The organism is Demequina sp. NBRC 110052 (genome assembly GCF_002090075.1).
GTDB lineage: Bacteria > Actinomycetota > Actinomycetes > Actinomycetales > Demequinaceae > Demequina.
On the sequence record NZ_BBRI01000002.1, the window covers coordinates 1,055,223 to 1,081,701 of the forward strand.

At 71.2% G+C, this 26,479-nt stretch carries 28 protein-coding genes; 8 read left to right on the forward strand and 20 right to left on the reverse strand.

The genetic code is table 11. From position 1 onward, the window contains the following. The first annotated feature begins 113 nt into the window (after positions 1-113). Together B7K21_RS05045 and B7K21_RS05050 are read left to right on the forward strand one after the other, a co-directional pair. Positions 114-1,181 carry a lactate dehydrogenase gene (locus B7K21_RS05045; RefSeq protein ID WP_084074106.1) on the forward strand — a complete coding sequence of 356 codons (1,068 nt, stop codon included), beginning with the start codon at positions 114-116 and terminating at the stop codon, positions 1,179-1,181. Further along, complete coding sequence (locus B7K21_RS05050) at positions 1,178-1,672, forward strand: hypothetical protein (RefSeq protein ID WP_084074107.1); 495 nt, start codon at positions 1,178-1,180, stop codon at positions 1,670-1,672. The genes B7K21_RS05045 and B7K21_RS05050 overlap by 4 nt, the downstream gene beginning before the upstream one ends. 3 nt (positions 1,673-1,675) lie before the next feature. Here the strand turns inward: B7K21_RS05050 and B7K21_RS05055 are convergent, their stop codons facing one another. The 3 genes from B7K21_RS05055 to B7K21_RS05065 form a co-directional block, all read right to left on the reverse strand. Further along, a complete protein-coding gene (locus B7K21_RS05055) occupies positions 1,676-2,845 on the reverse strand; it encodes an ABC transporter permease (RefSeq protein ID WP_084074108.1) in 1,170 nt (389 codons plus the stop codon). Continuing rightward, positions 2,842-3,747 (reverse strand): ABC transporter ATP-binding protein, encoded by a 906-nt coding sequence (locus B7K21_RS05060; protein ID WP_084074109.1) that lies wholly within the window; start codon positions 3,745-3,747, stop codon positions 2,842-2,844. Before B7K21_RS05060 ends, B7K21_RS05055 begins: the two co-directional genes overlap by 4 nt. 76 nt (positions 3,748-3,823) lie before the next feature. After that, positions 3,824-4,948 (reverse strand): GuaB3 family IMP dehydrogenase-related protein, encoded by a 1,125-nt coding sequence (locus tag B7K21_RS05065; protein WP_084074110.1) that lies wholly within the window; start codon positions 4,946-4,948, stop codon positions 3,824-3,826. Between the two features lie 78 nt (positions 4,949-5,026). On the opposite strand from B7K21_RS05065, the gene B7K21_RS05070 reads away from it, so the two are divergent. Together B7K21_RS05070 and B7K21_RS05075 are read left to right on the forward strand one after the other, a co-directional pair. Further along, on the forward strand, positions 5,027-5,812 hold the full coding sequence (locus B7K21_RS05070; RefSeq protein ID WP_084074111.1) for an exonuclease domain-containing protein: 786 nt from the start codon (positions 5,027-5,029) through the stop codon (positions 5,810-5,812). A gap of 67 nt (positions 5,813-5,879) precedes the next feature. Continuing rightward, on the forward strand, positions 5,880-7,157 hold the full coding sequence (locus B7K21_RS05075; protein WP_084074112.1) for a Glu/Leu/Phe/Val dehydrogenase: 1,278 nt from the start codon (positions 5,880-5,882) through the stop codon (positions 7,155-7,157). A gap of 51 nt (positions 7,158-7,208) precedes the next feature. Here the strand turns inward: B7K21_RS05075 and B7K21_RS05080 are convergent, their stop codons facing one another. Both B7K21_RS05080 and guaB read right to left on the reverse strand, forming a co-directional pair. Continuing rightward, the gene (locus tag B7K21_RS05080) at positions 7,209-7,952 is read right to left on the reverse strand and encodes a TSUP family transporter (protein ID WP_084074113.1); all 744 of its coding nucleotides are present in this window, start codon (positions 7,950-7,952) and stop codon (positions 7,209-7,211) included. Positions 7,953-7,993: 41 nt separating this feature from the next. After that, entirely contained in the window at positions 7,994-9,499 is a 1,506-nt protein-coding gene (gene guaB, locus B7K21_RS05085) for an IMP dehydrogenase (protein ID WP_084074114.1), read from the reverse strand. Positions 9,500-9,713: 214 nt separating this feature from the next. On the opposite strand from guaB, the gene B7K21_RS05090 reads away from it, so the two are divergent. Continuing rightward, positions 9,714-10,004 (forward strand): WhiB family transcriptional regulator, encoded by a 291-nt coding sequence (locus B7K21_RS05090; RefSeq protein ID WP_084074115.1) that lies wholly within the window; start codon positions 9,714-9,716, stop codon positions 10,002-10,004. Between the two features lie 81 nt (positions 10,005-10,085). Here the strand turns inward: B7K21_RS05090 and groES are convergent, their stop codons facing one another. Then, a complete protein-coding gene (gene groES, locus B7K21_RS05095) occupies positions 10,086-10,379 on the reverse strand; it encodes a co-chaperone GroES (RefSeq protein WP_084074116.1) in 294 nt (97 codons plus the stop codon). A 203-nt stretch (positions 10,380-10,582) separates the two neighbouring features. Here groES and B7K21_RS05100 point away from each other — a divergent pair, with 203 nt between their 5' ends. Further along, positions 10,583-11,776, forward strand: coding sequence for a class I SAM-dependent methyltransferase (locus B7K21_RS05100; protein WP_084074117.1), 1,194 nt, complete (start codon positions 10,583-10,585; stop codon positions 11,774-11,776). A gap of 43 nt (positions 11,777-11,819) precedes the next feature. Here B7K21_RS05100 and B7K21_RS05105 read toward each other — a convergent pair whose 3' ends face one another. Together B7K21_RS05105 and tsaD are read right to left on the reverse strand one after the other, a co-directional pair. Beyond that, positions 11,820-13,451, reverse strand: coding sequence for a glycoside hydrolase family 3 N-terminal domain-containing protein (locus tag B7K21_RS05105; RefSeq protein ID WP_084074118.1), 1,632 nt, complete (start codon positions 13,449-13,451; stop codon positions 11,820-11,822). Continuing rightward, a complete protein-coding gene (tsaD, locus tag B7K21_RS05110; protein WP_084074119.1) occupies positions 13,451-14,539 on the reverse strand; it encodes a tRNA (adenosine(37)-N6)-threonylcarbamoyltransferase complex transferase subunit TsaD in 1,089 nt (362 codons plus the stop codon). Before tsaD ends, B7K21_RS05105 begins: the two co-directional genes overlap by 1 nt. An 8-nt stretch (positions 14,540-14,547) precedes the next feature. On the opposite strand from tsaD, the gene B7K21_RS05115 reads away from it, so the two are divergent. After that, positions 14,548-15,177, forward strand: a complete 630-nt coding sequence (locus B7K21_RS05115; RefSeq protein WP_084074120.1) for a malonic semialdehyde reductase — start codon at positions 14,548-14,550, stop codon at positions 15,175-15,177. Here the strand turns inward: B7K21_RS05115 and rimI are convergent. The 6 genes from rimI to glmS all read right to left on the reverse strand — a co-directional run bounded on the left by rimI (position 15,174) and on the right by glmS (position 20,210). Further along, entirely contained in the window at positions 15,174-15,647 is a 474-nt protein-coding gene (gene rimI / locus B7K21_RS05120; RefSeq protein ID WP_084074121.1) for a ribosomal protein S18-alanine N-acetyltransferase, read from the reverse strand. The genes B7K21_RS05115 and rimI overlap by 4 nt on opposite strands. Next, positions 15,644-16,258 (reverse strand): tRNA (adenosine(37)-N6)-threonylcarbamoyltransferase complex dimerization subunit type 1 TsaB, encoded by a 615-nt coding sequence (gene tsaB, locus B7K21_RS05125; protein ID WP_084074122.1) that lies wholly within the window; start codon positions 16,256-16,258, stop codon positions 15,644-15,646. The genes rimI and tsaB overlap by 4 nt, the downstream gene beginning before the upstream one ends. A gap of 22 nt (positions 16,259-16,280) precedes the next feature. Continuing rightward, the gene (gene tsaE / locus B7K21_RS05130) at positions 16,281-16,799 is read right to left on the reverse strand and encodes a tRNA (adenosine(37)-N6)-threonylcarbamoyltransferase complex ATPase subunit type 1 TsaE (RefSeq protein WP_084074123.1); all 519 of its coding nucleotides are present in this window, start codon (positions 16,797-16,799) and stop codon (positions 16,281-16,283) included. Then, a complete protein-coding gene (gene alr, locus B7K21_RS05135) occupies positions 16,796-17,923 on the reverse strand; it encodes an alanine racemase (protein WP_084074124.1) in 1,128 nt (375 codons plus the stop codon). The genes tsaE and alr overlap by 4 nt, the downstream gene beginning before the upstream one ends. A 65-nt stretch (positions 17,924-17,988) precedes the next feature. Next, positions 17,989-18,342, reverse strand: a complete 354-nt coding sequence (locus B7K21_RS05140) for a holo-ACP synthase (RefSeq protein ID WP_084074125.1) — start codon at positions 18,340-18,342, stop codon at positions 17,989-17,991. Positions 18,343-18,344: 2 nt separating this feature from the next. Beyond that, entirely contained in the window at positions 18,345-20,210 is a 1,866-nt protein-coding gene (gene glmS, locus B7K21_RS05145; protein ID WP_084074126.1) for a glutamine--fructose-6-phosphate transaminase (isomerizing), read from the reverse strand. 122 nt (positions 20,211-20,332) lie between these two features. Here glmS and coaA point away from each other — a divergent pair, with 122 nt between their 5' ends. Beyond that, positions 20,333-21,304, forward strand: a complete 972-nt coding sequence (gene coaA, locus B7K21_RS05150; RefSeq protein WP_084074127.1) for a type I pantothenate kinase — start codon at positions 20,333-20,335, stop codon at positions 21,302-21,304. Between the two features lie 36 nt (positions 21,305-21,340). On the opposite strand, the gene B7K21_RS05155 is transcribed toward coaA, so the two are convergent. From B7K21_RS05155 to truA, 6 genes are all read right to left on the reverse strand, one after another. Then, the gene (locus B7K21_RS05155; protein WP_084074128.1) at positions 21,341-22,225 is read right to left on the reverse strand and encodes a bifunctional 2-polyprenyl-6-hydroxyphenol methylase/3-demethylubiquinol 3-O-methyltransferase UbiG; all 885 of its coding nucleotides are present in this window, start codon (positions 22,223-22,225) and stop codon (positions 21,341-21,343) included. Beyond that, the gene (locus tag B7K21_RS05160) at positions 22,222-22,989 is read right to left on the reverse strand and encodes a DedA family protein (RefSeq protein WP_084074129.1); all 768 of its coding nucleotides are present in this window, start codon (positions 22,987-22,989) and stop codon (positions 22,222-22,224) included. The genes B7K21_RS05155 and B7K21_RS05160 overlap by 4 nt, the downstream gene beginning before the upstream one ends. Before the next feature lie 71 nt (positions 22,990-23,060). Then, complete coding sequence (gene glmM, locus B7K21_RS05165; protein WP_084074130.1) at positions 23,061-24,425, reverse strand: phosphoglucosamine mutase; 1,365 nt, start codon at positions 24,423-24,425, stop codon at positions 23,061-23,063. Positions 24,426-24,439: 14 nt separating this feature from the next. After that, positions 24,440-24,919, reverse strand: coding sequence for a 30S ribosomal protein S9 (rpsI, locus tag B7K21_RS05170; protein ID WP_084074131.1), 480 nt, complete (start codon positions 24,917-24,919; stop codon positions 24,440-24,442). Between the two features lie 20 nt (positions 24,920-24,939). Next, a complete protein-coding gene (rplM, locus tag B7K21_RS05175) occupies positions 24,940-25,383 on the reverse strand; it encodes a 50S ribosomal protein L13 (RefSeq protein WP_084074132.1) in 444 nt (147 codons plus the stop codon). Positions 25,384-25,554: 171 nt separating this feature from the next. Next, positions 25,555-26,451 carry a tRNA pseudouridine(38-40) synthase TruA gene (truA, locus tag B7K21_RS05180; protein WP_084074133.1) on the reverse strand — a complete coding sequence of 299 codons (897 nt, stop codon included), beginning with the start codon at positions 26,449-26,451 and terminating at the stop codon, positions 25,555-25,557. Between the last annotated feature and the right edge of the window lie 28 nt (positions 26,452-26,479).

Here is a 26,479-nt window from a genome sequence, read left to right on the forward strand (position 1 = left end):
CGCCATTGCTTGTCACGTGTCACATACATCATGACACATCAACCCCCCGGGGGTATTCCCGAGTACCGATGATCGTCAACACCCACGAAACATCCGCGGCGTAACGTCGAGCCATGGATGTCGCAGTGCTCGGAGCCACCGGGGATGTGGGCCGCGCCATCTGCGGTGCGCTGATCGAGCGCGGAGAGCTGGGCCCGAGCTCCCGGCTGCAGCTCGTGGGCCGCGCGCACGGCGCCTCAGGTGCTGCTGTCCACGGCCTGCGGGTGGACCTCATCGACGCCTATGACGAGAAGGCGCCCCAGATAGACGTCGCGACGACGCCCGACGACGTGGTCGCCGACGTCGTGGTCGTCGCCGCAGGCGGCACCATCCCCACGAGCACCACCGACCCGATCGACCGCGACGCCCTCGCGCTCGGCAACAGCGCCGTATTCGAGGAATACGCCGACGCGCTCGCGAGACACGGCAGCGGTCACGAGGTGGTCATCGTCGTCTCCAATCCGGTCGAGCTCGCGGTCGAGGTGTTCAGCCGTAGGCTCGGACGCCACCGCGTGATCGGCATGGGCGCATGGCTCGACACCCTCCGCTTCCGCCGGGAGATCGCCGCGACGCTCGGCATCCGCCGGCAGCGGGTCAGCGGATTCGTCGCAGGGCAGCATGGCGACCGGATGGTTCCACTGTGGTCCACGGTGCGGCTCCGCGGCCTCGACGCCGACGAACGGCTCGAGATCGTCGCACGACTGCGCGGCGATAGGACGCTCGCGTCGTTCGCGTCGGAGGTCGCGGCGGCGAAGACGCGCGTCACGTCCGAGCGGGACATGACTGTCGCCTTCTCGCACGTGGACGCATACCCGCCCGACGTCCAGGCGGTGGTCCGCCCGTATCTGACCCACACGAGCGGTGCGAAGACCGCGCACGGCACAGCGAGCGCAACAGTCGACCTCATCCGCACCGTGCTCGACGGGCGGGACATCGTCGTGGCAGGTCAGGTGCTGCTCGACGGCGAGGTCTCGCTGGGCGGGATGCCGTGGCGCGGCGTGCTCGGCGTGCCCGTCGCCGTCGGCCCTGAGGGCTGGACGCGCGTCATGCTCGACGACCTCGCCTCCGACGAGTCGCGAGCACTGTGGGAGGTCGGACAGGCGATCAACGAGGCGATCGTCGGCTGGGGAGGAGCTCCATGACCGGCCTCACCCGACGCTGGTTCGCCTTCGTCACCGTCGAGGACCGCTCAGGCGCCTCTGCGGCCCTCGCGGGCGTGTTTTCCGAGCGCGGCGTGAGCTTCGGCTCGATCTCCACCCTTGACGTCCACGACGGCCTGGGCACCCTCTCGGTGGAGTTCACCGCGTCGGAGCGCCTCGCCCACGTGCTCATCCGCACGCTCGGACGGCTCGCGGTGGCACGAGGCGCCTCCCTCGTGGCTGCCGACGATCCACGCGTGCGTGCCGTCGCGATGCTCACCGGTGAGTCGAGCGGAGCGACGCTGCCACCGGACACGGACGTTCACCGGCACGGCGCCGGACCCGAGGCGACGACGATCATCGCCGGCCCCCTCGCTGCCGTCGAGACCGCCGTCGCCAGGCTGCGCCATGCCGGCTGCGGCGTCGAGGCGCTCACGGTCCTGCCGCCGCGCGGCAGCGCGCAGTCACCTGCGCACCGCCACCGGCAGGCGTAACGGTCAGCCCCGGCGTACCGCGTCGCGGATCTTCATGCGTCCGCCCGTGTTGAGCACAGCGCCGGCGTAGACCCTGCCCGCGAGCCACGTCAGCACGGGGATGGACACGAGGGCGATCACGACGGCGAGAGCAATCTCCCACGGCGCGATCGCGCCGAACGCCACGCGCATCGGCACCAGGAAGGGCGCGAAGAACGGCACCTGCGTGAGCGCCGCGGTGATCGGACCGTCGGGGTTGTTGGGTACCAGGTAGATCGCGAGGTACAGCGGCACCATCATCGTGAGCATCATCGGCGTCGTCACGGCGCCCAGGTCCTCCTGGCGCGACACCAGCGACGCCAGCCCGCCGAACAGCACGATGAAGATCGCGAAGCCGAGCACGAACCACACGGCGAAGTTCAGCAGCAGCGAGCCCACGTCGATGCCGAACTCGGCGACGAGATCCAGATACCAGATCGCGAAGAGAGCGGGGACGAGCATGCCGGCGGCCTGCGTCAGCGCGTAGAGGCCCACACCCAGCACCTTGCCGCCGAGCAGGGTCGCAGGCTTCACCGTCGCCAGCAGGATCTCCACGACGCGCGAGGACTTCTCCTCGACCACGCCCATCATGATCACCGACGCGCTCTGGATGAGCACGACGAACAGCACGAAGATGACCGCGAAGCCGGCGAACAGGGCGCCGGGATCGATGTCCTGCTGATCGCCCAGCACCGTCACCGTCGGGGTGGCCGACGCGAGCGCCTCGGACACCTGCGCGGGATCGCCGCCCAGCCCCGACACCTCTGCATCGAGCACATAGGCCTGTACCGCGGAGGCGGTCACCACCGGGACCGGCCCCTCCGCTGAGTCCACGAAGAGTTGAGGCTGGGCGGGATCGCCCGTCAGCACACCCGCGACGCCCTCCGCGAGCTCAGGGCTCGCGCCAGCATCGACTTCCTCGACCATCAGAGCGATGCCCTGCTGGGAGGCAGCCACCTCGAGATACGGGATCAGCGGCGCGGTCGCGGCGTCGACCTCGACGAGCACGCCGTCGCCCGCTCCATCCTCCGTCATGAACGGCCGGATGATCAGGGCGGCGGCGACGATGAGCACGATCATCACGGCAGACGAGATGAGGCTCGCCTTGGACAGCGCGCGGGTGCGGTACTCGCGACGTGCGATGAGCCAGATCATGCGGCCGCCTCCTCGTGCTCGCTCACGACGTCCTCGAACAGCTCCGTCAAGGTCGACCGCAGCGGTGTGAACGCGCGCACCTGACCGACGTTCACCGCCGCAGCGAGGATCTCGGGAGCCCTCTGGGGGGACTCAGCCTCGATCGTGACCCGGTCCGCCTCGTGAGCGACGGTGACGCCGGCCAGCCCGGGGTCCCAGCCCCGTGGGAGGTCTCCTTCGATCAGCCAGCGCGGACGCTCGGTGGCCGTCAGGTCGGCGACGGCGCCCGACGCGACGAGCCGCCCGGCACGCACGATGCCGACGCGGTCGCACAGTCGTTCGACGAGCTCGAGCTGGTGGGACGAGAAGATCACCGGCACACCCCGTGCCGCCTCGGTGCGCAGCACCTCGCTCATCACTCCCACGGCGACGGGGTCGAGGCCTGAGAACGGCTCGTCGAGCACCAGGATCTCGGGACCGTGCACGAGGGCCGACGCGAGCTGCACGCGCTGCTGATTGCCCAGCGAGAGCTTCTCGACCGCGTCCGCGCGCCTCTCGGCGACGCCCAGCACCTCCGTCCAGCGTTCCATCGCCGCGTGCGCGTCCGCCCGGCTCAGACCGTGCAGACGCGCGAGGTAGACGAGTTGCTCGCCGACCTTCATCCGCGGGTACAGGCCCCGCTCCTCGGGCATATAGCCGATGCGGCTGCGCGTCGCAGCGTCGATCGGGCTGCCGTCCCACGTGACGGTTCCTGCGTCCGCGCGGAGCACACCAAGGATGATGCGCATCGTCGTGGTCTTGCCCGCACCGTTGGCGCCGACGAAGCCGAACAGCTCCCCGGCGGCCACGTCGAACGAGACATCGTCCAGCGCGCGCACGTCTCCATAGGTCTTGACAAGGCCCGAGATCTCGAGCGAGGCCATAGGCGGCCCTCCTGCGGGGACACGTCGGTGTGGAGGCTCACGGTCGGCCCCCGACGACCGCGAACCCCGGCGCGCGTCAGTGCGCCTGATAAGGACTCACGACGATGTCGACCCGCTGGAACTCCTTGAGGTCCGAGTAGCCCGTCGTCGCCATGGAGCGCCGCAGCGCTCCCATGATGTTGGTGGTGCCGTCGGCGCGCGAGCCGGGCCCGAAGAGGACCTCCTCGAGCGTCCCCGTGGTGCCGACGCGGACGCGCTCGCCACGCGGCAGCGCCTGGTGGTACGACTCCGGGCCCCAGTGGTAGCCGCCGCCCGGCGCCTCCTCGGCGCGCGCCAGGGCGGCACCGAGCATGATCGCGTCAGCGCCGCACGCCACGGCCTTGACCATGTCTCCGCTGCGACCCAGCCCGCCGTCGGCGATCACGTGCACGTAACGGCCGCCGGACTCGTCGAGGTAGTCGCGGCGCGCTGCGGCCACGTCAGCCACCGCGGTCGCCATTGGCGCGTGGATGCCGAGCGTGGTGCGGGTGGTCTGCGCGGCGCCGCCGCCGAATCCGACGAGCACGCCCGCAGCGCCGGTGCGCATGAGGTGCAGCGCCGCCTGGTAGGTCGACGCTCCGCCCACGATGACGGGCACGTCGAGGTCGTAGATGAACTTCTTGAGATTCAGCGGCTCGGCCTCGCCCGAGACATGCTCGGCGGACACCGTGGTGCCGCGAATGACGAAGAGGTCGACTCCCGCGCCCAGCACCGTCTCGTAGTGCTCCTGTGTGCGCTGGGGGCTGAGCGCGCCTGCGACCGTGACGCCCGCGGCGCGGATCTCCTGCAGGCGAGCGACGATCAGCTCGTCCTTGATGGGCTCCGCGTAGATCTCCTGCATGCGCGCCGTCGAAGCGTCCATGCCCAGGTCGGCGATCTCCTCGAGCAATGGCGCGGGGTCCTCGTACCGCGTCCACAGACCCTCGAGGTCGAGCACGCCGAGGCCGCCGTGCTTGCCGAGCGCGATCGCCGTCGCGGGCGACATGACCGAGTCCATCGGCGCGCCGATCACGGGGATCTCGAACTGGAATGCGTCGATCTGCCACCCCAGGCTCACCTGCTGCGGAGCCCGCGTGCGACGCGACGGCACCACCGCCACGTCGTCGAAGCTGTATGCGCGGCGCCCGCGCTTTCCGCGGCCGATCTCGATCTCGTTGCTCACCGTCCCAGCCTAGCGGTCGCGTGGGACGCGGGACCTGCGAGGGTCGCGACTGTCGTACCCGCGTGACAGGCTGGGGCCATGAGTTGGATCGACGGGACCATGGTGGGCTTCGACACGGAGACGACAGGAGTGTCCACCGACACCGACCGCATCGTCACGGCGGCGGTGATCACGCGCCGACCGGGCGAGGAGCCGACCACGCGCACGTGGCTGATCGACCCGGGTGTCGAGATACCGGCGCGCGCGACCGAGGTCCACGGCATCACTACCGCGCAGGCGCGCGCCGAGGGCTCGCGCCCCGAGGACGCGCTCGAGGAGATCGCCAGCGCGCTCGCCGAGGCCATGGTCGCTGGCATCCCGGTGGTCGGCTTCAACGTGCAGTACGACCTGTCCATCCTCGAGGCCGAGCTCGCGCGCCACGGCCTGCGGGGCCTCGCCGAGCGGACGCCGCGTGGCCTGCGCCCCGTGCTCGACCCTCTGGTGCTCGATCGTCACCTCGACCCGTACCGCAAGGGCGCACGCAAGCTCATCGACATGTGCCGCATCTACGCGGTGCCCGTGGTCGCGGACGATCTCCACGCCGCGGATGCGGACGTGCTCGCCACGCTCGACCTCGTGCCCGCGCTGGCGGCGGCGTACCCCGCGATGCGTCACGTCGCGTTGGACGACCTGCACGACCAGCAGGCGGAGGCACACCGAACCTGGGCCGTGCGGTTCGGGGCATGGCTGAAGTCGAAGGGCCGCACCGACGACCTGCCCCGGCCTGACTGGCCCGCCGCGCCGGTGCCGACGGCGCTGGTCGCCTCGCGCGAGAGCGACCCGGTCGAGTCCCCGGCGGACACGGCCGACGCGACGCTCTTCTGACGCCGCACCTGCGGCCTCCACGGGTCTGGTCGGCGTAGTGTCGGAATCCCCAGACCTGGAGGCTGCAATGGCGCATCCCGAGGCGGCGGCGACCCCGCCCGCATCGACCGATCCCCTGTCCGACGCACTCGCTCAGCTCGCGGAGGCCGCAAGCGCGCTGGACCTGTCCGACGGCCTTCACCGGCTGCTCGCCACACCCCGGCGCGAGCTGCAGGTCAGCGTCCCCCTGCGCCGCGACGATGGCTCGACCGCGGTGCTCTCCGGCTACCGCGTGCAGCACAACTTCACGCGCGGGCCGGCCAAGGGCGGGCTGCGCTACAGCCCCTCCGTGGACCTCGACGAGGTGCGCGCGCTCGCGATGTGGATGACATGGAAGTGCGCACTGGTCGACGTGCCGTACGGCGGCGCGAAGGGCGGCGTCGCCGTCGATCCGCGAGATCACTCCACCTCCGAGCTCGAACGCATCACGCGCCGCTACACGTCGGAGATTCTCCCCATCATCGGCCCGGACGTGGACATCCCGGCCCCGGACATCGGCACCGACGAGACGACCATGGCCTGGATCATGGACACCTTCTCCGTCGCCAAGGGCTACACGGTTCCCGGCGTCGTCACGGGCAAGCCGATCAGCCTGGGCGGTTCGCTCGGACGCGCGCTCGCGACCTCGCGCGGAGTCGCGCACATCGCGCTCATGGCGATGGCGAGCCGCGGCATCGACCCCGCGCACGCGACCGCTGCGGTCCAAGGCTTCGGCAAGGTGGGCCGCGGCACCGCCCGGTTCCTCGCCGACGCGGGCGTGCGCGTGAGGGCCGTGAGCGACATCGACGGGGCGATCTACTCGCACGACGGGCTCGACATCGCACGCCTGTCCGAGCATGTGGACCGCACCGGCAGCGTCGTGGGCTTCGACGCCTCCGAGCAGATCGACCCCGCCTACCTGCTCGCGCTCGAGGTCGACGTGCTCGTGCCGGCAGCTGTCGAGGGCGTGCTGACGGAGGACAACGCCCACGCGGTGCAGGCCACGATCGTCGTCGAGGGCGCCAACGGACCGACGACCAAAGCGGCCGACGCGATCCTCCAGCAGCGCGATGTACTCGTGGTGCCGGACATCCTGGCGAACGCGGGCGGCGTGGTCGTCTCGTACTTCGAGTGGGTGCAGGCGAACCAGGCGTATCAGTGGAACGAGCGCGAAGTGAATGACAGGCTCGAGGAGAAGATGGCTCGTGCCTGGCACGACGTCGTCGCCCACGCAGGTGCCCACGGCCGCACGTTCCGCCAGGCCGCGACCATGATCGCGGTCGAGCGCGTCGTCGAGGCGCACCGCCTGCGCGGCCTGTACCCGTGACCGGGGGCCGCTGACGCAGGACTGCCCGACGCGTCGGGCGCGTGCCCCGCGTCAGCCCAGCAGGAAGCGAACGAGCATGCCCAGGGACACCGTCACGATGAGCACACGCAGCACCATCGGATTGACGCGCAGCAGCAGGTGGCTGCCGAGATAGGCACCTGCGAGCTGGCCCAGCGCCATCGCGCCGCCCACGAGCCACACGACCTTGCCTGCGACGACGAAGACGACGAGCGATGCCACGTTCGTCGCGAAGTTGAGCGTCTTCGCGAGCGCCGTGGAGCGCCGCAGGTCGAGCCCGCGAAGTGCCACGCCGCCGAGGGCGAACAGCGAGCCTGTGCCAGGGCCGAAGGCACCGTCGTACGCGCCGATCGCTGGCACGACCGAAGCGACGTAGGTGCGCCGCGACAGGCGTGCCCGCGGCGGCGGCATGTGTGCGCCGCGCACGAACAGGAAGTAGCCCGCGATCAGTACGAGCACGATCGGGATGACCACCTCGAGCGCATCGGGGTCGACGAACAGGATCGCGACCGAGCCCAGCGCGGACCCGACGAAGGCCACCGCCATGGGCCCCCTCACGTCACGCCACGCGACACCGTGCCTGCGGATCACCTGCACCGTGGCGGTGAGCGTGCCGAACGAGCCCTGGAGCTTGTTCGTGCCGAGCGCCTGCACGGGCGGCAGTCCGGCGAGCAGCAGTGCGGGCACGGTGAGGAGCCCACCGCCCCCCGCGAGGGTATCGAGCACGCCCGCCGCGAAGGCGACGGCGACGAGCACCCCGAGCACCGTCCACGGCACGCCGGAGCCCAGTGCCCCGTCGACGGCGAGCGGTGGCGTGATCAGCCCTTGCCCGAGTAGTTGGGCGCCTCGACCGTGATCTGCACGTCGTGCGGGTGGCTCTCCTTGAGGCCCGCAGGAGTGATGCGCACGAACTTGCCCTTGGACTGCAGCTCGGGGATGGTGCGCGCGCCCACATAGAACATCGACTGGCCGAGGCCGCCGACGAGCTGGCGGACCACCGACGAGAGCGGGCCCTTGTAGGGCACCCGCCCCTCGATGCCCTCGGGGATCAGGTCATCGTCGCTCGCGGCGTCGGCCTGGAAGTAGCGGTCCTTCGAGTAGGAGGTGCGCCCACGCGAGGCCATCGCGCCCATCGAGCCCATGCCCCGGTAGCTCTTGTACTGCTTGCCGTTGATGAGCACGAGGTCGCCCGGCGTCTCCGCGACGCCCGCGAACAGCGATCCGAGCATCACGGACGAGGCGCCGGCGACGAGCGCCTTGGCGATGTCGCCCGAGTACTGGAGTCCGCCGTCGGCGATGACAGGCACGCCCGCGTCCTTGGCGGCCTGCGCCGCCTCCCACACTGCGGTGACCTGCGGCACGCCCACACCGGCGACGACGCGCGTGGTGCAGATCGAGCCGGGACCGACACCGACCTTGACGGCGTCCACGCCAGCGTCGACGAGCGCCTTCGCGCCTGCGCGCGTCGCGACGTTGCCGCCGATGACCTGCACGTGGCGCGTGGCGGGGTCGGACTTGAGGCGCTTGATCATGTCGATCATCGCCTGCGCGTGGCCGTGCGCCGTGTCCACGACGAGCGCGTCGACGTCCGCCTCGACGAGCGCGGTGGCACGCTCCCACGCGTCGCCGTAGAAGCCCACGCCGGCGGCGACGCGCAGGCGGCCCTCGCCGTCCTTGGTGGCCTGCGGGTACTTCTCGGTCTTCACGAAGTCCTTGACGGTAATGAGTCCGGTGAGGCGTCCGTCGCGGTCGACCAGGGGAAGCTTCTCGACGCGGTGCTCGCCGAGCAGGCGTGCGGCGTCGGCGTTGCTCACGCCTTCGGGCGCCGTGATCAGCGGCATAGGCGTCATCTGGTCCTTGACCAGGCGCGACGCATACTCGGAGGGGTTCACGAAGCGCATGTCGCGGTTCGTGATGATGCCGAGCAGGCGGTTGTCGGCATCGACCACCGGGAGCCCGGACACCCGGTAGCGCGCGCACAGCGCGTCGAGCTCGGCGAGCGTCGCCTCGGGGCCCACGGTCACGGGGTCGGTGATCATGCCCGACTCGGAGCGCTTCACGGTCACGACCTGCTGCGCCTGGTCCTCGATCGAGAGGTTGCGGTGCAGCACGCCGATGCCACCCAGACGCGCGAGCGCGATCGCGAGGCGCGCTTCGGTGACGGTGTCCATCGCGGCGCTGAGCAGCGGCACGTGGATGGAGATCTCGCGGGTCAGTCGCGTGGTGGTGTCCACCTCGGACGGGATGACGTCGCTCTCGCCAGGCAGGAGCAGCACGTCGTCGTAGGTCAGGCCGGTGTAGCCGAAGGGGTCGTCGGTCGCCATTGCTCGATTCTACGGGCGGCGGAGGGGCCGCGGAGCACGCCCGAGAATGCCTCTTGCCAAGCGAGGCGACGAAGCGGTAGACAGGCGGTAGGGGTTCAACGACGAGCCCTTGACCTGGACATTTTGCCCACCTAGTGTGAATGTCACGGAACGGTAACGGTCCCGCGAGGGTGCCGGGCCCGTCCTTTCCAGGGACCGAACGCCAAGGAGTGCCATGGAGTCGATAGCGAAACTTCCGGCGCCGACGCAGGACCAGTGGGAGTGGCAGTACGAGGGGGCCTGCAGAGAGGCAGACCCCGATCTCTTCTTCCACCCCGAGGGCGAACGAGGGGCCGCCCGTCGACGTCGCGCCGAAGCGGCCAAGCAGTACTGTGCACGATGCCCCGTCCTGGAGACGTGTCGCGAACGCTCGCTCATGGCGCGCGAGCCGTTCGGCGTCTGGGGCGGCATGAGCGAGGACGAGCGCCACGCGATGCTGGCGGGGAGGTTCAAGAAGGCGAGCTGATGCGGCGCGCACAGCGCGACCCGCTCGGACATGACAGCAGCCCCGGACCGCTCAGGTCCGGGGCTGCTGTGCGTGGAGCTGTCAGCCGATGACAGCGAGGAGGTCGCGCGCGGAGAGGATCAGGTAGTCCTCACCCGCGTACTTGACCTCGGTGCCGCCGTACTTGCTGTAGATCACCTTGTCGCCGACGGCGACGTCCACGGGGACGCGGTTGCCGTTGTCGTCGATGCGACCGGGTCCGACCGCCACGACCTCGCCCTCCTGGGGCTTCTCCTTGGCGGTGTCAGGGATCACGAGGCCGGAGGCCGTGGTCGTCTCGGCGGCAGCCGCCTTGACCACGACCTTGTCCTCCAGAGGCTTGATAGAGACCGACACAGCGGACCTCACCTTCCGTCTCGAAGTTCATGTCGCGACGCGAGCCGGGCGACCTGCCGTCGCGGGGGTCAGGCGAACCGGCGCCTCGTCGCACTCCAGTGCGGAGCGCGTCCAGATTAGCACTCACAGACGGCGAGTGCTAACGATCTGGGCATCGCGTCCGAGCCTCGCACTGCGCGTGCAGGCGTGGAAGGATCGCACGCATGGACGCCGCCACCGCCCGCCTCCTGCTGACCCCGGAGGCGACCGCCCTGCTGGAGAGGCTGCCGGCGTACGACACGATCGAGCCGCTCTCGTTCGGCAGCCGCCTGCGACGGGAGGGAGCCGACGGTGAGCTCGTCGCTGCAGTGCTGTCGCAGGCCGAGCTCCGGCTGGCCGCGCGCCGCAAACTCGGCGACTTCGCGCAGGGCATGCTCTTCACACGGGAGGGTCTCGAACAGGCGACGCGGCTGACGGTCGCCGCGAGGCACGCCCGACGCTTCCGGGACGCGGGCACCACGAGGGTCGCCGACCTCACGGCGGGCCTCGGTGCCGACGCCATGGCCTTGGCCGCGCTCGGCCTCGCCGTGGTCGCATTCGAGCGCGACGAGGCGACCGCGCTGCTCGCGGACCACAATCTGCGCCACTGGGACGACGCCCTCGTGGTGCTGGCCGACTCGATGGAGACCGTGCGTGGGGTGGACGGAGTGGACGCCGTGTTCGCGGATCCGGCGCGCCGCACGGGGCGCGGCCGTCGCCACGATCCGCGCGACTACTCCCCCGCGCTCGACGACGTGCTCGCGCTGCGGGATCAGTTTCCCGCGCTCGGCGTCAAGGTGGGCCCGGGCATCCCTCATGACGCGCTGCCAACGTCGACGCCCGACGCGCCCGTCGAGGCGCAGTGGGTCTCCGTCGATGGCGATGTGGTCGAGGCGGGCCTGTGGTGCGGGCCGCTTGCCGCGCATGGTGGGCGCGGCGCCCTGGTGATCTCCGGGGACGAGGCGCACGAGCTGACCGGCGAGCCGACGCCGGGCGAGGCCGGAACGCTCGGCGAGTTCGTGGTGGAGCCGGACGGCGCGGTCATCCGTGCGGGCCTCGTGGGCCCCCTCGCCGAGTCCGTCGGCGCGCATCTGGTCGACCCCCGCATCGCGTACCTCACGAGCGCCTCCGAGGTCCACACACCGTTCGCGCGGACGTATCGCGTCCTCGAGTCCCTCCCCTACTCGACCTCACGGCTCGCCTCCGCGCTGCACGCACGCGGCGTGGGACGGGTCGAGATCAAGAAGCGCGGCGTCGACGTGACGCCCGAGCGTCTGAGACCTCAGCTCAAGCTGCGCGGCTCAGCGTCGGCGACGGTGATCCTCACGCGCATCGCGGACCGGCACACGGCGCTGATCGTGGAGCCGGTCGGGGGTTGAGGCGCCTGCCCGACGCGGGAGCCAGCGCAGAGGTCGCGTCGCCTCACGCGGTGCAGGCGGCGGGCACGTCCGCGAGCGCGACGGGCCACCGCCCCTGCGGCGGGACCGCGCCTGCGAGCACGTCCGCGAGCCCTGCGAGAGCCGACTCTCCGCGTCCGTAGACCGCGGCGTACACACGTGCGCTCGACCCGCTCAGACCCCAGGGCCCGTCCATGGCGACCACGACGTCGGCGCTTCCCGCGCGGTCGTCCGTCCCGGAGATCCAGATGCTCGTGCCGCCTTCGCCGATGGCGATCCCGTGCGCGGCGAGGCCTGCGGCGAGCGCCTCACGGTCTGCGCTCCAGCCGCCCGAGATGCTCACCGGCGAGGTGACGAAAGGGGCCGCGCAGTCGGCGGCCGCAACCGTCGCGCCACTCGAAGCGAGGGCGCGCGCATAGTCGCCCGTCACGGTCGGCGCCGCCGGCACCAGCCCGGCCTGCCATCGCGCGAGCAGGATGACACGTGCTGCCGCCTCGTCGAGCCGCTCCCGCGACAGCGTGCCCTGTTCGACTGCGGCGACGATCGCCTCGAGCGCGGCGTCAGTCGATGTGGGCATGAGGAGCAGGTCGGCGCCGGCCACGAGCGCCTCGACGGACGCCTGCCCCGGACCTCGCGACTGAGTGATGGCACCCATGTTGAGGGCGTCGGTCACGGCGACGCCCGTGAAGCCGAGCTCGTCGCGCAGATACGCGTACGCGTCCGGGTCGAGGCTCGCGGGCTCGCCGCCCCACGCCTGCACCGCGATGTGGCTCATCATCACCATGGGGGCGCCGACGGCCACCGCCCTGCGGAACGGGACGAGGTCGCGCTGCTCGAGGGCATCGAGCGTGGCCGACTGCACGGGCAGCGCGTCGTGCGAGTCGGTGGTCACCGAGCCGTGTCCGGGGAAGTGCTTGATGGCGGGGACGACGGCGGCGTCGACGTATCCGAGCATCGCCGCGACCGTGGTGCCTGCGACGGCATCCGGCTGGTCGCCGGCGGAGCGGGACCTGATGATCGGGTCCGCCAGACCGATCGTGACGTCGGCGACCGGCGCGAAGTCCACGGTGATGCCCAGCGCCGCGAGGTCGCGTCCCTGTGCGGCGTACACGCCGCGCACGAGCGACTTGTCCTGCGCCGCGCCTGCGGCCATGAACGCGGGGAGCTCGACGATGCCGTCCTGCAGGCGCGCGACCCGGCCGCCCTCCTGGTCGATCGAGATCAGCGCGGGCCACCCGCGCTCGCCCGCTCCCGCCTGTGCCGCGGCGGCCAGGCCCGCGACTGTGTCGGCGCGCTCGGTCGCGGAGGCGAACAGGATGACGCCCGCGAGCGAGTGGTCGGCGATGAGCGCCCGCAACTGTGGGCCGTCGGCGTACGTGTAGGCCGGCATGAGGACGGCGCCCGCGGCCTCGCGCGCGCTCAGCGCCGATGCGGTCGCCTGCGCGTCCTCCCACGCGTCGAGGGTCGGGCCCCACGCAAGTGTCTCCGGAGTGGACGACGCGGGCGAAGCCGATGGCGTGGACTCCGCGACGGCTGACGTGGACGGCGTGGGGCTCGGCGAGGACGACACCGCCGGACTGGTGCCGCATGCCGCAAGGCTGCCGAGCGCGAGCGCACCGGCGAGCGCGGCGCGCGCCGTCCGCGCGAGGCGACGCATCAGACGGTGATCGTGGACAGCGGCATGGACGAGTCGACACCGATGCCGAGCCCGCTGGGCGCCACACCCCGGCGAGCTGCAGCGGAGCCGAGCGCCGCGATCATGGCGCCGTTGTCGGTGCAGTACTTGATAGGAGGGATCCGCACGTCGATGCCGGCCTGGGCGCAGCGCTCCGTGGCGAGCTCGCGCAGCTGCGAGTTGGCGGAGAAGCCGCCTCCGATGACGAGGGTGTCCACGTCGTGCGCGCGGCACGCGGCGATGGTCTTGGCGACCAGCACGTCGGCGACGGCGGCCGCGAAGGAGGCCGCGACGTCGGCGACGGGGATCTCCTCGCCCGCCTCCTCGCGCGCCTCGAGCCATCGCGCGACCGCGGTCTTGAGGCCCGAGAACGAGAAGTCGTACGCGTGGCTCTGCATCGCCTTGGCGCTCGTGAGCGCGCGTGGGAACGGGATGGCCCCCGGGTCGCCCTCGCGCGCGAGCCGGTCCACGTGCGGACCGCCGGGGTACGGCAGGCCCAGCAGCCGTCCCACCTTGTCGAACGCCTCGCCTGCCGCGTCGTCGAGCGTGTGACCCAGCTCGACCACGTCGGTCGCGATGTCGTTCACGAGCAACAGCGACGTGTGCCCGCCCGAGACCACCAGTGCCATCGTGCGCGCCGGCATCTCCCCGTGCACGAGCTCGTCGACGGCTGCGTGTCCGATGACGTGGTTGACGCCGTACAGAGGCTTGCCGAGCGCGAGCGAGAGGGCTTTCGCGGCCGAGACTCCGACGGTGAGGGAACCCACGAGACCCGGCCCCGACGCCACGGCGATGCCGTCCACGTCAGCGAGCGTCGCGTCGGCGCGGCGCAGCGCCTCCTCGATGGTCGGCACGACCGCCTCGAGGTGCGCGCGCGACGCCACCTCGGGCACGATCCCGCCGAACCGGGCGTGCTCGTCCATGGACGACGCGACGACGTCGGCGAGCAGCTCGGTGCCGCGCACCAGCGCCACGCCCGTCTCGTCGCAGGTGCTCTCGAGGCCGAGGATGAGGGGTTCCACGGTCCCCAGGGTAGTCGCGGGAATACTCCGCCCCCCACTGTTCGTCATATGTAGACGTGACAGCAGTGCCCCGTTTCACCGATGCGACCTTCCGCGTCGAGGCCGACGCCCTCGATGCGCTCTTCCGCGACGCCCGCTCCGCGACGCGCTGGTCCGAGCGCGAGGTGCCGGTGGACGTCATCCGCGAGGTGCACGAGCTCGTGCGCTTGGCCCCGTCCGCGAACAACTCATCCCCCCTGCGCCTCGTGGTCGCGACCTCGGAGCACGCGCGCGAGATCATCATGGAGCATGCATCGCGCGGCAACCGCGTCAAGCTCGACCGCGCCCCGCTGATCCTCGTCGCCGCCTCGGACCCGCGCTACCACGAGCACCTCGACGTCACCGCCCCCGGCCTGCCGGGGCTGTACGAGGTGCTGGAGAGCCGGCCCGATGCGCGGGCCATCACGGCGCACGACAGCGCCTGGCTGCAGATCGGCTTCCTCATCCTCGCGCTGCGAGCGGCCGGCCTCGACGTGAGGCCGATGGCGGGCTTCGACAAGGCGGGACTGTCCCAGGCTCTGCTGGCCGACCGTCCCTGGCACCCCGAGCTGCTGCTCGCGGTCGGGTACCCGGCGGAGGACGGCGACCACGGCGCAGGCGACCGCCGGGGGCGTCCGGACTGGGACGCCGCCGCGGTCGAGATCTAGTCCGCCGCGGACTCACCCTCCGGACGGAGCGCGAGCCGCATCACGAGCGCGTCCGTGCCCTCGGGCTGGTAGTACTTGCGGCGCACGCGCACATCCTCGAAGCCGTACGCACGGTAGAGCGCGAGCGCGGCCTCGTTGTCGACGGCGACCTCGAGCCACGCGTCGGCCGCGCCCAGCTCGTTCGCCTGTTCCAAGAAGTCGTCCATGAGCAGCCGCGCGAGGCCGTGGCGCCGATGCTCGGGCAGCACCGCGAGGTTCATGAGATGGAATGCCTCGCCCTCGAACCCGTACACCGCGTACGCGACGAGCTCGCCAACGAGCCGCACCGCGCGGTAGCGCGAGCCTCCGTAGCGCCAGTCGTCGCGGATCAGCGTCCCCGACCAGGCCGACCTGCCGAACAGCGTGAGCTCGGACGCCGCCATCCAGTCGAGGTCGTCCTCCTCGAGGTCGACCAGGCGCGGTGCGCTCACGCGCCCGGCACTCCGTGGACGTCAGGGCGGCGCAGGTACAGCGGCTCGGTGGGCAGGTCGGACTCGCCGGCGGCGAGCCTCGCCGCCACGACGCGCGCGAGCCACGCGGGGTCCACGTCCGCGACGCGTCCGCCGGGCAGCGCCTCGGGGTACAGCGCTGCGCCCGGACCCACGACGAGACCGGCCACGGGCACGTCCCCGGGGTAGGCGACCGCGGGGCCGTCCACCCGCACGCCCGACGCGTAGGTCGCCCAGTAGAGCTCCTTGCGTCGCGCATCGGATACGGCGGTGACGTTCGGCTCGTCCGCGAAGGCCGCGCCGATCGCATCGAGCGAGCACGTGCCGTGCACGGGAACGCCCCACGCGAAGCCGAGCGTTCGGGCCGTGACGAGCCCCACGCGCAGGCCCGTGAAGGGCGCCGGGCCGGTGCCCACGACGATGCGCTCCACATCACCGCGCGCGCATCCCGCCTCCGCCATCGCGGACTCGATGAGCCCCGTGAGGAGTTCGGCGTGGCCGCGCGGCTGGTGCTCCGAGCGCGAGGCCCGGACGGTGTCGCCGTCGAGCACGGCGACGGACACGGCAGCGGAGGTGTCGAGCGCGAGGATCATGGGATCAGCCTAGATCGCGCGCTCACGCCTCGGCATCGGCCGCGAGCGCGACGCCCGTCCACCTCGGCCCATGACCGACGAGCGCGACCGTCCTCATGCCTGCGTCGGGCGCCTCCATGTCGATCTCGCCGCCGCGGCGCCGCCGGATGGTGACGTGAAGGCGATCCTCGGAGAGCTGCTCCGCGGCGCCCTCGCCCCACTCGACGACCGTCACCGAGTCCTCGAGCGCGGCGTCGAGGTCGAGATCGTCGAGCTCCGCGAGAGAGCCCAGGCGATACGCATCGACGTGCACGAGCGCGGGGCCGCCCACCTCGGACGGATGCGTGCGGGCGATGATGAAGGTGGGGCTTGCGACGGGGCCACGCACGCCGAGCGCCTCGCCCAGCCCCTGCGTGAACGTCGTCTTGCCCGCGCCGAGGTCGCCAGTGAGGATCACCAGGTCGCCGGCGCGCAGCTCGGGCCCGACCACGTCGCGCGCGAGCGAGCGCATGGCGTCGGCATCGGGTACGTCGTAATCGCTCACGGCCTCGTCACCGCTCACAGCGCCTCCTTCTCGCGCAGGCCGCCGAAGCGGCACACGATCTCGTAGTCGATGGTGCCGATCGCCTCGGCCCAGTCGGTCGCGCTCGGACCGTCGGCGCCGATCAGCGTCACCTCATCACCCGCCTGCGCGGTCGCGTCGGGTCCCAGATCCACGACGAACTGGTCCATGCACACACGACCCGCGATGGGGAACTCGCGGCCGCCGATCGCGACCCGCCCGCGGCCGCCACCGGCCGCACGGAACACGCCGTCGGCGTAGCCGAGGGGCACGAGGCCCAGCACGGTGTCGCGCTCGGTGACGTACTCGTGCCCGTAGCTCACGCCGTGGCCCGCGGGCACGGGCTTCACGAGCGCGAGCCTCGTCGCGACGCGCATTGCAGGCCGCAGCCCGAAGCGCCTGCCGTCCGGGTCCTGCACGGGCGGAAGCCCGTACATCGCGATGCCGGGCCGCACCAGGTCGAAGTGCAGGTCGGGCCGTGTCAGCGTGCACGCCGAGTTCGCGAGGTGCCGCACCTCGAGGTCGATCCCCTTCGTATCCGCGAGCGCGAGCGCCTCACGGAACGCAGCCGCCTGCAGGTCGATGGTCGGATGCCCCGGCTGGTCTGCCCACGCGAGGTGCGACCACATGCCGACCACGCGCACCAATCCCTCGTCACGTGCGGCGATGAGCCGATCGAGCAGATCGGGCAGCAGCGCGGGAGGGCACCCCTCGCGGCCCAGACCCGTGTCCACGAACACGTGCAAGCGCGGCGCGTGCTCGCCACGCGCGCGCGCGCCGGCCCGCCCAACGGCGCCCAGGATCGCCTCGAGCACCGGGAGGGACCCCACCGACAGATCGATGCCCGCAGCGACCAGCGCGTCGAAGGGACCGTCGGGACCGTACAGCCACGTGAGAACGCGGCCCGTGTCTCCGTGCGCGCGCAGCGAGAGCGCCTCAGACGGCTGAGCGGTGCCGAGCCAGGCCGCGCCGCCAGCGCGCGCTGCTCGCGCCGCCTCCACGAGCCCGTGGCCGTACGCATCGGCCTTCACGACGGCCATCACTTCAGCCGTCGGTGCGTGCGCGCACAGCACCCTCATGTTGTCCTCGATGGCGCCGTAGTCGACGCTCACGTGAGCGGTCATGCGCCTAGTCTCGCGCACCCGGCCCGGCCAGTGCACCCAGGCGTGGACTGCGTCGGGCCGATTCCTCAGCTCTCCGCAACCACCACGGCCGACGCGAGCCCCGCGTCGTGCGTGAGCGACAGGTGCACCGACGCGATGCCGAGCGCGGCGGCGCGCTCTCCCACCGTGCCCCACATCTCGAACACGGGCCTGCCGTTGAGCTCGCGCACCACCTGGCAGTCCTGCCACGACATGCCCGAAGGAGCGCCGAGCGCCTTCGCGAGCGCCTCCTTCGCCGCCCACCGCGCGGCGAGGGACGCGTGCCCGAGCTCGCGCTCAGCCGGCGTGAACACGCGCTCGAGGAACCCCGGCGAGCGCTCGAGAGCGAGCTCGAAACGCTCGATCTCCACCACGTCGATGCCGACGCCGACGACGGCCACGGCTACTCGACCGTGACCGACTTGGCGAGATTGCGAGGCTGGTCCACGTCGTAGCCCTTCGCGGAGGCGAGCTCGAGCGCGAAGATCTGCAGCGGCACCGCCGTCAGCAGCGGGCTCATCAGCACGGGCGACTGCGGCACGTAGACCACGTGCTCGGCGTAGTCGGCCGCCTCCACGTCGCCCTCCTCCGCGATGACGAACGTGCGGGCGCCGCGCGCGCGGACCTCCTGCACATTCGAGATGACCTTGGAGTGCAACGACTCGCGCCCGCGCGGGCTCGGCAGCACGATGAACACCGGCTGGCCCTCCTCGATCAGCGCGATCGGGCCATGCTTGAGCTCACCCGCGGCGAAGCCCTCCGCGTGGATGTAGGCGAGCTCCTTGAGCTTGAGCGCACCCTCGAGCGCGACCGGATAGCCGACATGGCGACCCAGGAACAGCACCGTACGCTCGTCCGCCATCGTGTGCGCGATCTCTCGCAGCGTGTCCGAGGTGTCGAGAACCCGCTGGATCTTCTCCGGCATCGAGTCGAGCTCGCTCAGCAGCGCGGCGATCTCGTCGGGGAACTTGTTGCCGCGCAGCTCCGCCAGGTAGATCCCCACGAGGTACGAGGCGGTGATCTGCGCGAGGAACGCCTTGGTCGACGCCACCGCGATCTCCGGGCCCGCGCGCGTGTAGAGCACCGCGTCGGCCTCACGCGCGATCGTCGAGCCCTGCACGTTGACGACCGCGATCACGGGGGCACCCTGCTGCTGCGCATGACGCAGGGCCATGATCGTGTCCATCGTCTCGCCCGACTGGCTGAGCGCCATCACGAGCGTGCGGACGTTGACCACCGGGTCGCGGTAGCGGAACTCGTGCGCGAGCTCCACCTCGACGGGGATACGGGTCCAGTGCTCGATCGCGTACTTCGCGACCATGCCTGCGTAGGCGGCCGTGCCGCATGCGATCACCACGATCTTGTCGATCGAGCGCAGCACTGACTCGTCGATGAGGCCCTCGTCGAGCTTGAGGCGCCCGTGCTCGTCGATGCGTCCGCGCAGCGTGTCCGCGACGGCGGCCGGCTCGTCGTGGATCTCCTTGTCCATGAACGTGGCGAAGCCGCCCTTCTGGGCCGCCTCCGCATCCCACTCGATCGTGAATGGCTCACGCGCCACCGGGTTGCCGGCATAGTCCGTGACCGACACTCCCTCCGGCGTGATCACCACGACCTCGTCCTGCCCCAGCTCGAGCGCCGTACGCGTGTGCTCGATGAAGGCCACGACGTCGGAGCCGAGGAAGTTCTCGCCCTCGCCCAGCCCCACGACCAGGGGCGAGTTGCGGCGCGCGCCGACCACGACGTCGGGCTCCTGCGAGTCGACCGCCAGCAGCGTGAACGCCCCCTCGAGGCGCGCCGCGACGGCGCGCATCGCGTCCGCGAGAGTCGCACCGTTCAGCACCTCGCGTGCGAGCAGATGGCCCGCGACCTCGGTATCCGTCTCCGACAGGAAGTGCACGCCCTCGGCGCGCAGCTCGGCCCTGAGGGACGAGAAGTTCTCGATGATGCCGTTGTGGATGATCGCGATGCGGCCATCCGCGGCGAGGTGCGGATGCGCGTTCGCGTCCGTCGGCGCGCCGTGGGTCGCCCAGCGCGTGTGGCCGATCGCAGCAGTCGCCTCGCCCAGCGGATGCTCCGCAAGTTCCTTGCCCAGATTGACGAGCTTGCCGGCCTTCTTGGCCATGTCCACGTGGGCGCGGTCCTGCGTCACGACCGCGATCCCCGCCGAGTCGTAGCCGCGGTACTCGAGCCGCGCGAGGCCGCCCATCACGACGCCTTCGGGGCGCGCACTGGGCGCACCGGAACCCACATATCCGACGATTCCGCACATGCGGTCAGTGTAGGCGGCGCCACGGATGCGCCCGTCAGGGGCGCGCAGAATCGTGGGGCAGCGCGCCCGACGCTGGGGCGAGGCTGCCTCCGAGGTCACCACAGCGTCGGGCAGTTCCCGCCATGCGCCAGAATGGACGCGTGGCCCCGATCGACGCGTCCGCGCGCTCCCCCTACGTGACCCTCACACGCGCCGAATGGGCAGAGCTGGCTGATTCCACGCCCCTGCCGCTGACAGAGCAGGACATCCAGCGCGTGCGCGGCGTCGCAGACCCGATCTCGCTCGAGGAGGTCGACCAGGTCTACCGACCGCTGTCACGACTGCTCGACCTGCACTCGGAGTCCACCGGCTACCTTCACCGTGAGACGAGCGAGTTCCTCGGCGAGCGCGCGAGCCGCACGCCGTTCGTCATCGGCATCGCCGGCTCCGTGGCCGTCGGCAAGTCCACCACCGCCCGCGTGCTGCGCGAGCTCATGGCCCGCTGGCCGGGCTCGCCGCGCGTCGAGCTCGTCACCACCGACGGCTTCCTGCTGCCCAACGCCGAGCTCGAGGCGCGCGGGCTCATGACCCGCAAGGGCTTCCCCGAGTCCTACGACCGGCGCGCGCTGCGGCGCTTCGTCGCGGACGTGAAATCGGGGCTCCCCGAGGTGACCGCGCCGGTGTACTCGCACATCACGTACGACATCGTCCCCGACGAGCACGTCGTCGTGCGGCGACCCGACATCCTCATCGTCGAGGGCCTCAACGTCCTCGCCCCTCCCGTGCTGCGCGAGCCCGGCACGCCCGCCTTCGCGCTGTCCGACTACTTCGACGTCTCGATCTATGTGGACGCCCAGCCCGAGGACGTGCGCCGCTGGTACATCGACCGGTTCCTCACGCTCCGCACCACCGCGTTCTCGCGGCCCGACTCGTACTTCCGCCACTACGCCGAGCTGACGGATGAGCAGGCCGTCGCGCGCGCGTCACAGATCTGGGACACGATCAACGCGCCGAACCTCGCGCGCAACATCGCACCCACGCGCTCGCGCGCCACGATCATCCTCACCAAGGGCGCCGACCACGCGATCGAGTCAGTTCGCCTGCGCAAGCTGTAGGCGACGCGCGCCACGTCGCCGCAGCGTGCGCATCCGCTACGCGGGCTTGCGCGCCACGAGCGTGAACGTGCACGGCACGCGGTCGGCCTCGTCGCCGGGCCACTCGTACTCGCCGTCGGCCCGCTGGATCATGCGAGGCGCGAACTGCCATGGAAGGGTCCGCCCCTCGTGCATCGCCTCGAGCGTGAGGCCCGCCTCGAGCAGCACCGTCACCACCTCGGACAGCGAATGCGGATAGTCGTAGGTCCGGGTGGCCTGGACAGTCCCCTCACCCACATAAGTGCTGGCGTCGTCCCACTGCATCGGACGTCCATCGCCGAAGTACCGGAACGCCACAGTGAGGTCGTCACGCCGCTCGTCCAACGTGAACAGCATGGGGTGGCTGTCCCGGATGTAGAACACGCCTCCCGGCTTGAGGAGCGCCGCGATCTGACGGGCCCACGTGCCGAGGTCTCTCAGCCACGTGATCGTCCCGATGCTCGTGTACACCACGTCGAAGCACGACTCGGGCCCCAGCTCCGCATCGACGGCAGCGCGGGAGTCGAGCACGTCGGTCTCGATCCAGCGCGCGTCGATCCCCAGGGTCTCCGCCAGGCTCGCGGCGGCGCGCAGCGCAGCCGGCGAGAAGTCCACGCCCGTCACCCGCGCACCCGCTCGCGCCAGCGACACCGTGTCAGTGCCGATGTGGCACTGCAGGTGACACAGCTCGAGACCGGCGAGCGACGCGTCGGGAAGGTGAGGCAGGAGGTACGGCAGATCGTCCCGCACCACGGTCGAGACGTGCGCAGGGTCCTCGGCGAACGCCTCGATGCCGTACCCCTCGACGTGTAGCGGCACGCGCTCCTCCCAGTTCGCGAGGTTGGCCGCGCGGGCCTCCTCCCAGCCCACGTCCACGCCGTCGACGCCACTCGCCTCGCTCATCGCTCGCCCTCGTCCTCGTCCTCGCGGCGCGCTTCCCTGCGCTCGTCGCGCCGCTCGCGCAGCGTCGGGCGGATCTCGATCTGCCCCGTCTCGATGCGTTCCTCGATGTCGCCCGCGAGGTCGGGGAGCTCGGGAGATCCGAACCCGAGCAGGCTCAGGATCTTGTCGACGAAGAAGCCGAGCACCGTGCCCGCGACGACGCCGACCACGATAGACACCAGCAGGTTGTCCTCGGGGAAGATCGAGCCCGCGATCGTGCCCAACGCGATGCCCCATCCGGCCCAGATCGACACCGCGACGGCATCCACGCCCATGAAGCGCCTATGCGGATAACGCAGCGCGCCCGCGGTGAGGTTCACCGCGACGCGTCCCATCGGAATGAATCGTGCCGCGATGATGAACGTCGTGCCGCGACGCTCGAGCTGGTGCTCCGCCCAGTCGAGCGCGGCACGCGCCTTGGGACGGGTGAACAGCCCCCAGTTGCGCACGTCGAAGCGAGAGCCGATCAGATACGCGATCTGGTCCCCGCACCACGCTCCCGTCGCACCTGCGAGGAAGATCAGGATGAGGATCGGACTGCCGGTCTGCACCGACGCCGTCGACGTCGCGATGATGATCGACTCCGACGGCACCACGGGGAAGATCGCATCGATCAGCGACATCAGGAACGTCAGGGGATAGATCCACAGCGATTCCGAGAACGCGAGGATCGCGTCGTTGAGGCGCGAGCCGAGATGCAGGATCCAGTCGAGAACGTCGTTCACGCGGTCAGTCTCTCAGGCCAGGCGTGGGCGCGCGATGGGGACATCCCCTGATATTGCCGCCAGTCGAGTCCCTACGTCAGGGCGAGACGGTCGGCCACGACCGCTGCGAGCGCATCCGCGTGCCGCTGGGCGTCCGCCGACGTGGAAGCCTCGACCATGACCCGTACGAGCGGCTCGGTGCCCGAGGGACGCAGCAGCACGCGCCCCGCATCGCCCAGCTCGCGCCGCGCGTGCGCGACCGCCTCCGCGAGCGCGGCGTCGGTGTGCACGCGGCTGCGATCCACGCCCGCGACGTTCACCAGCACCTGCGGGAGCGTCTCGATCGTGGCGCACTGGTCGTGGAGCGGACCCCCGCTCGCCACCAGCGCGCCGAGCATGAGCGCCGTGAGCACACCGTCACCGGTAGTGGCGTGCTCCGACAGGATGATGTGGCCCGACTGCTCACCGCCGAGCACGTAGCCGTTCTCCCGCATCGCTTCAAGGACGTAGCGGTCACCGACCGCGGTCTCGACGATCTCGATGCCGGCGGCGCGCATCGCATGGTGCAGTCCGAGGTTGCTCATCACGGTCGCGACGAGCGTGTCGCGGTACAGCGTGCCCGCGCGCTTCATCGCGATCGCGACGAGGCCCATGATGCGGTCGCCGTCCACGATCGCGCCGGTGTGATCCACCGCGAGGCAGCGGTCCGCGTCGCCGTCGAACGCGACGCCCATGTGGGCGCCGTGTGCCACCACTGCTTCGCGCAGGGGCGTCAGGTGGGTCGACCCGACCCCGTCGTTGATGTTGATGCCGTCAGGCTCCGCGTGGATCACGACCACCTCGGCGCCAGCGCGGCGCAGCGCCTCGGGTCCGACCGCGCTCGCCGCGCCGTGGGCACAGTCGACGACCAGTCGCACGCCCGCGAGCGGCGACTCGGAGCCGGCGAAGCCGCGCACCGCGTCCACCACGTGGTCCACGTACTGCGAGGCCAGGCCCTCGGCTCCGACGATCCGCCCGACCTCGGCACCCGTCGGCCGCTGCCACTCCTCGCCCAGCCGCGCCTCGATCGCCTCCTCGACCGCGTCGTCGAGCTTGTGGCCCCCGCGCGCGAAGAACTTGATGCCGTTGTCAGGCATGGCGTTGTGGGAGGCGGACACGACGACGCCCAGGTCCGCCTCGGTGGAGGCGGTGAGGTACGCGACCGCGGGGGTGGGCAGCACGCCCACGGACAGCACGTCGATGCCCGCAGATGCAAGACCGGCCGCGACCGCCGCGCTCAGGAACTCTCCTGAGACGCGGGGGTCGCGGCCGATGACGGCACGCGGACGGTGACCGGCGAGCTCGCCCCGCTCGGCCAGGACGTGGGCAGCGGCGACCGAGAGGTCGACCGCCAGCTCCGCCGTGAGGTCGCGGTTGGCAAGGCCCCGGACACCGTCCGTGCCGAAGAGTCGCGCCATGCGCGGCTGCGTGCTTAGCGCTTCGAGTACTGCGGCGCGCGGCGGGCCTTCTTGAGACCGGCCTTCTTGCGCTCCACGACGCGGGCGTCGCGGGTCAGGAAGCCAGCCTTCTTGAGGGCGCCACGGTTGGTCTCCGCGTCGATCTCGTTGAGGGCGCGAGCCACGCCCAGGCGCAGCGCACCGGCCTGGCCCGAGGGGCCACCGCCGTGGATGCGGGCGTGCACATCGAACTTGCCCTCGATGTCCAGCAGCGCGAACGGGGAGTTCACGAGCTGCTGGTGCACCTTGTTGGGGAAGTAGGTCTCGAGGTCGCGGCCGTTGAGGACCCACTTGCCGGTGCCGGGCACCAGGCGCACGCGGGCGACGGCCTCCTTGCGGCGGCCGAGGCCGGCGCCGGGGGCGATCTCCGAGGTGCCCTTGCCGCGCTCGGGCGCGGACTCGGACGTGTACTCAGTGGGGGTCTCGTTGTCGACGTCGGTCGTCACATCTGCCATGTCTGTTCGTTCCTTCAGGACTACTGCGCGACCTGCGCGATGGTGAACGGCTTGGGCTGCTGCGCGGCGTGCGGGTGCTCGGCGCCCGCGTACACCTTCAGCTTGGTGAGCTGGGCGCGGCCCAGCTTGTTGTGGGGCAGCATGCCCTTGACGGCGTTCTCGATCACGCGCTCGGGCTGCGACTCGAGGAGCTCGCCGATCGGCTTGGTCTTGAGGCCGCCCGGGAAGCCCGAGTGGCGGTAGACCATCTTGTCGGTGAGCTTGGTGCCGGTGAGGGCGATCTTGTCCGCGTTGATCACGATGACGAAGTCGCCGGAGTCGACGTGGGGGGCGAAGGTCGCCTTGTGCTTGCCGCGGAGCAGCTGGGCAGCCTGGGAGGCAAGACGACCGAGAACCACGTCCGTCGCGTCGATGACGTACCAGTCCTTGGTGACGTCACCCGCCTTGGGAGAATACGTACGCACTGTGAAGCCTTAACTTTCTGAGTTCTGGGCGCGGACCAGGGGTCCGCAAGGGTTCGGTCGGCGAACCTGCGAAAGGCGAGTGGGAGGCACCGTCCACTGGGAGCGCACAACGACGTCCGAGTTTACCGGCGTGTCGGTGCCCTGGTCAAACCGTGAGGCGTGGCAGGGGCCTCACGCAAGGTCCTCCGCGCTGCGCCTGTCACGGGTGAGGCGCGCGCGCGCCGCGAGCTCCGCGTCGGGCGGGTACACCACCTGCTCGAGCGTGAGGCCATGCGCGGGCGCCACGGCGATCGCCTGGGACCGCTCGGGATGCGCGGCGACCTCGCCGAGCCAGCCCAGATCCCGACGCCCTTCGCCCACCGCAAGGACGGCACCTACCAGGCCCCTCACCATCGAGTGGCAGAACGCGTCGGCGCGCACCGTCGCGACCGCGAGACCCGCGTCGGGCCCCTCCACTGGACGCGCCCACGAGAACTCGACGAGCTCCCTGATCGTGGTAGCCCCCTCGCGCGCCTTGCAGAACGCTGCGAAGTCGCGCAGCCCCGTGAGCGTCGCCGCCGCCGCGTCCAACGCCTCGACATCCAGCGACGCGCGGTGGTCCACGACATGGTGCCGACGCAGCGGGTCCCTCAGCGCGGGGTCGTCGCACAGCCGGTACGCGTAGCGGCGCTCGAGCGCAGAGAATCGCGCGTCGAAGCCCTCGGCAGCGACCTCGACCGAGCGCACCGCGACATCGGCGGGGAGCACGCCGGTGAGCCGCACGCGCAGCGCCTCGGACGCCGTCCTCTCGGAGCGCCCCGGCAGTCTGTCCCACGCGGAACGGGGCACGTCGACGTGCGCGACCTGACCCCTCGCGTGCACCCCTGCGTCCGTGCGTCCGGCGACGGTGACGCGCAGACCCGGGGCGGGCGTGCCGTCGGGCATGCGCACTACCCGCGCGAGCGCACTCTCGAGCTCCTCCTGCACCGTGCGCAGTCCCGGCTGGGAGGCCCAGCCGTGGAAGGCCGTGCCGTCGTACGCGAAAGCGAGACGGGCCCGCACGACGTCACTGCTAAGCAGCTCGGTCATGCGGGCCCGTCCCGGTGTCGTGCGAGCC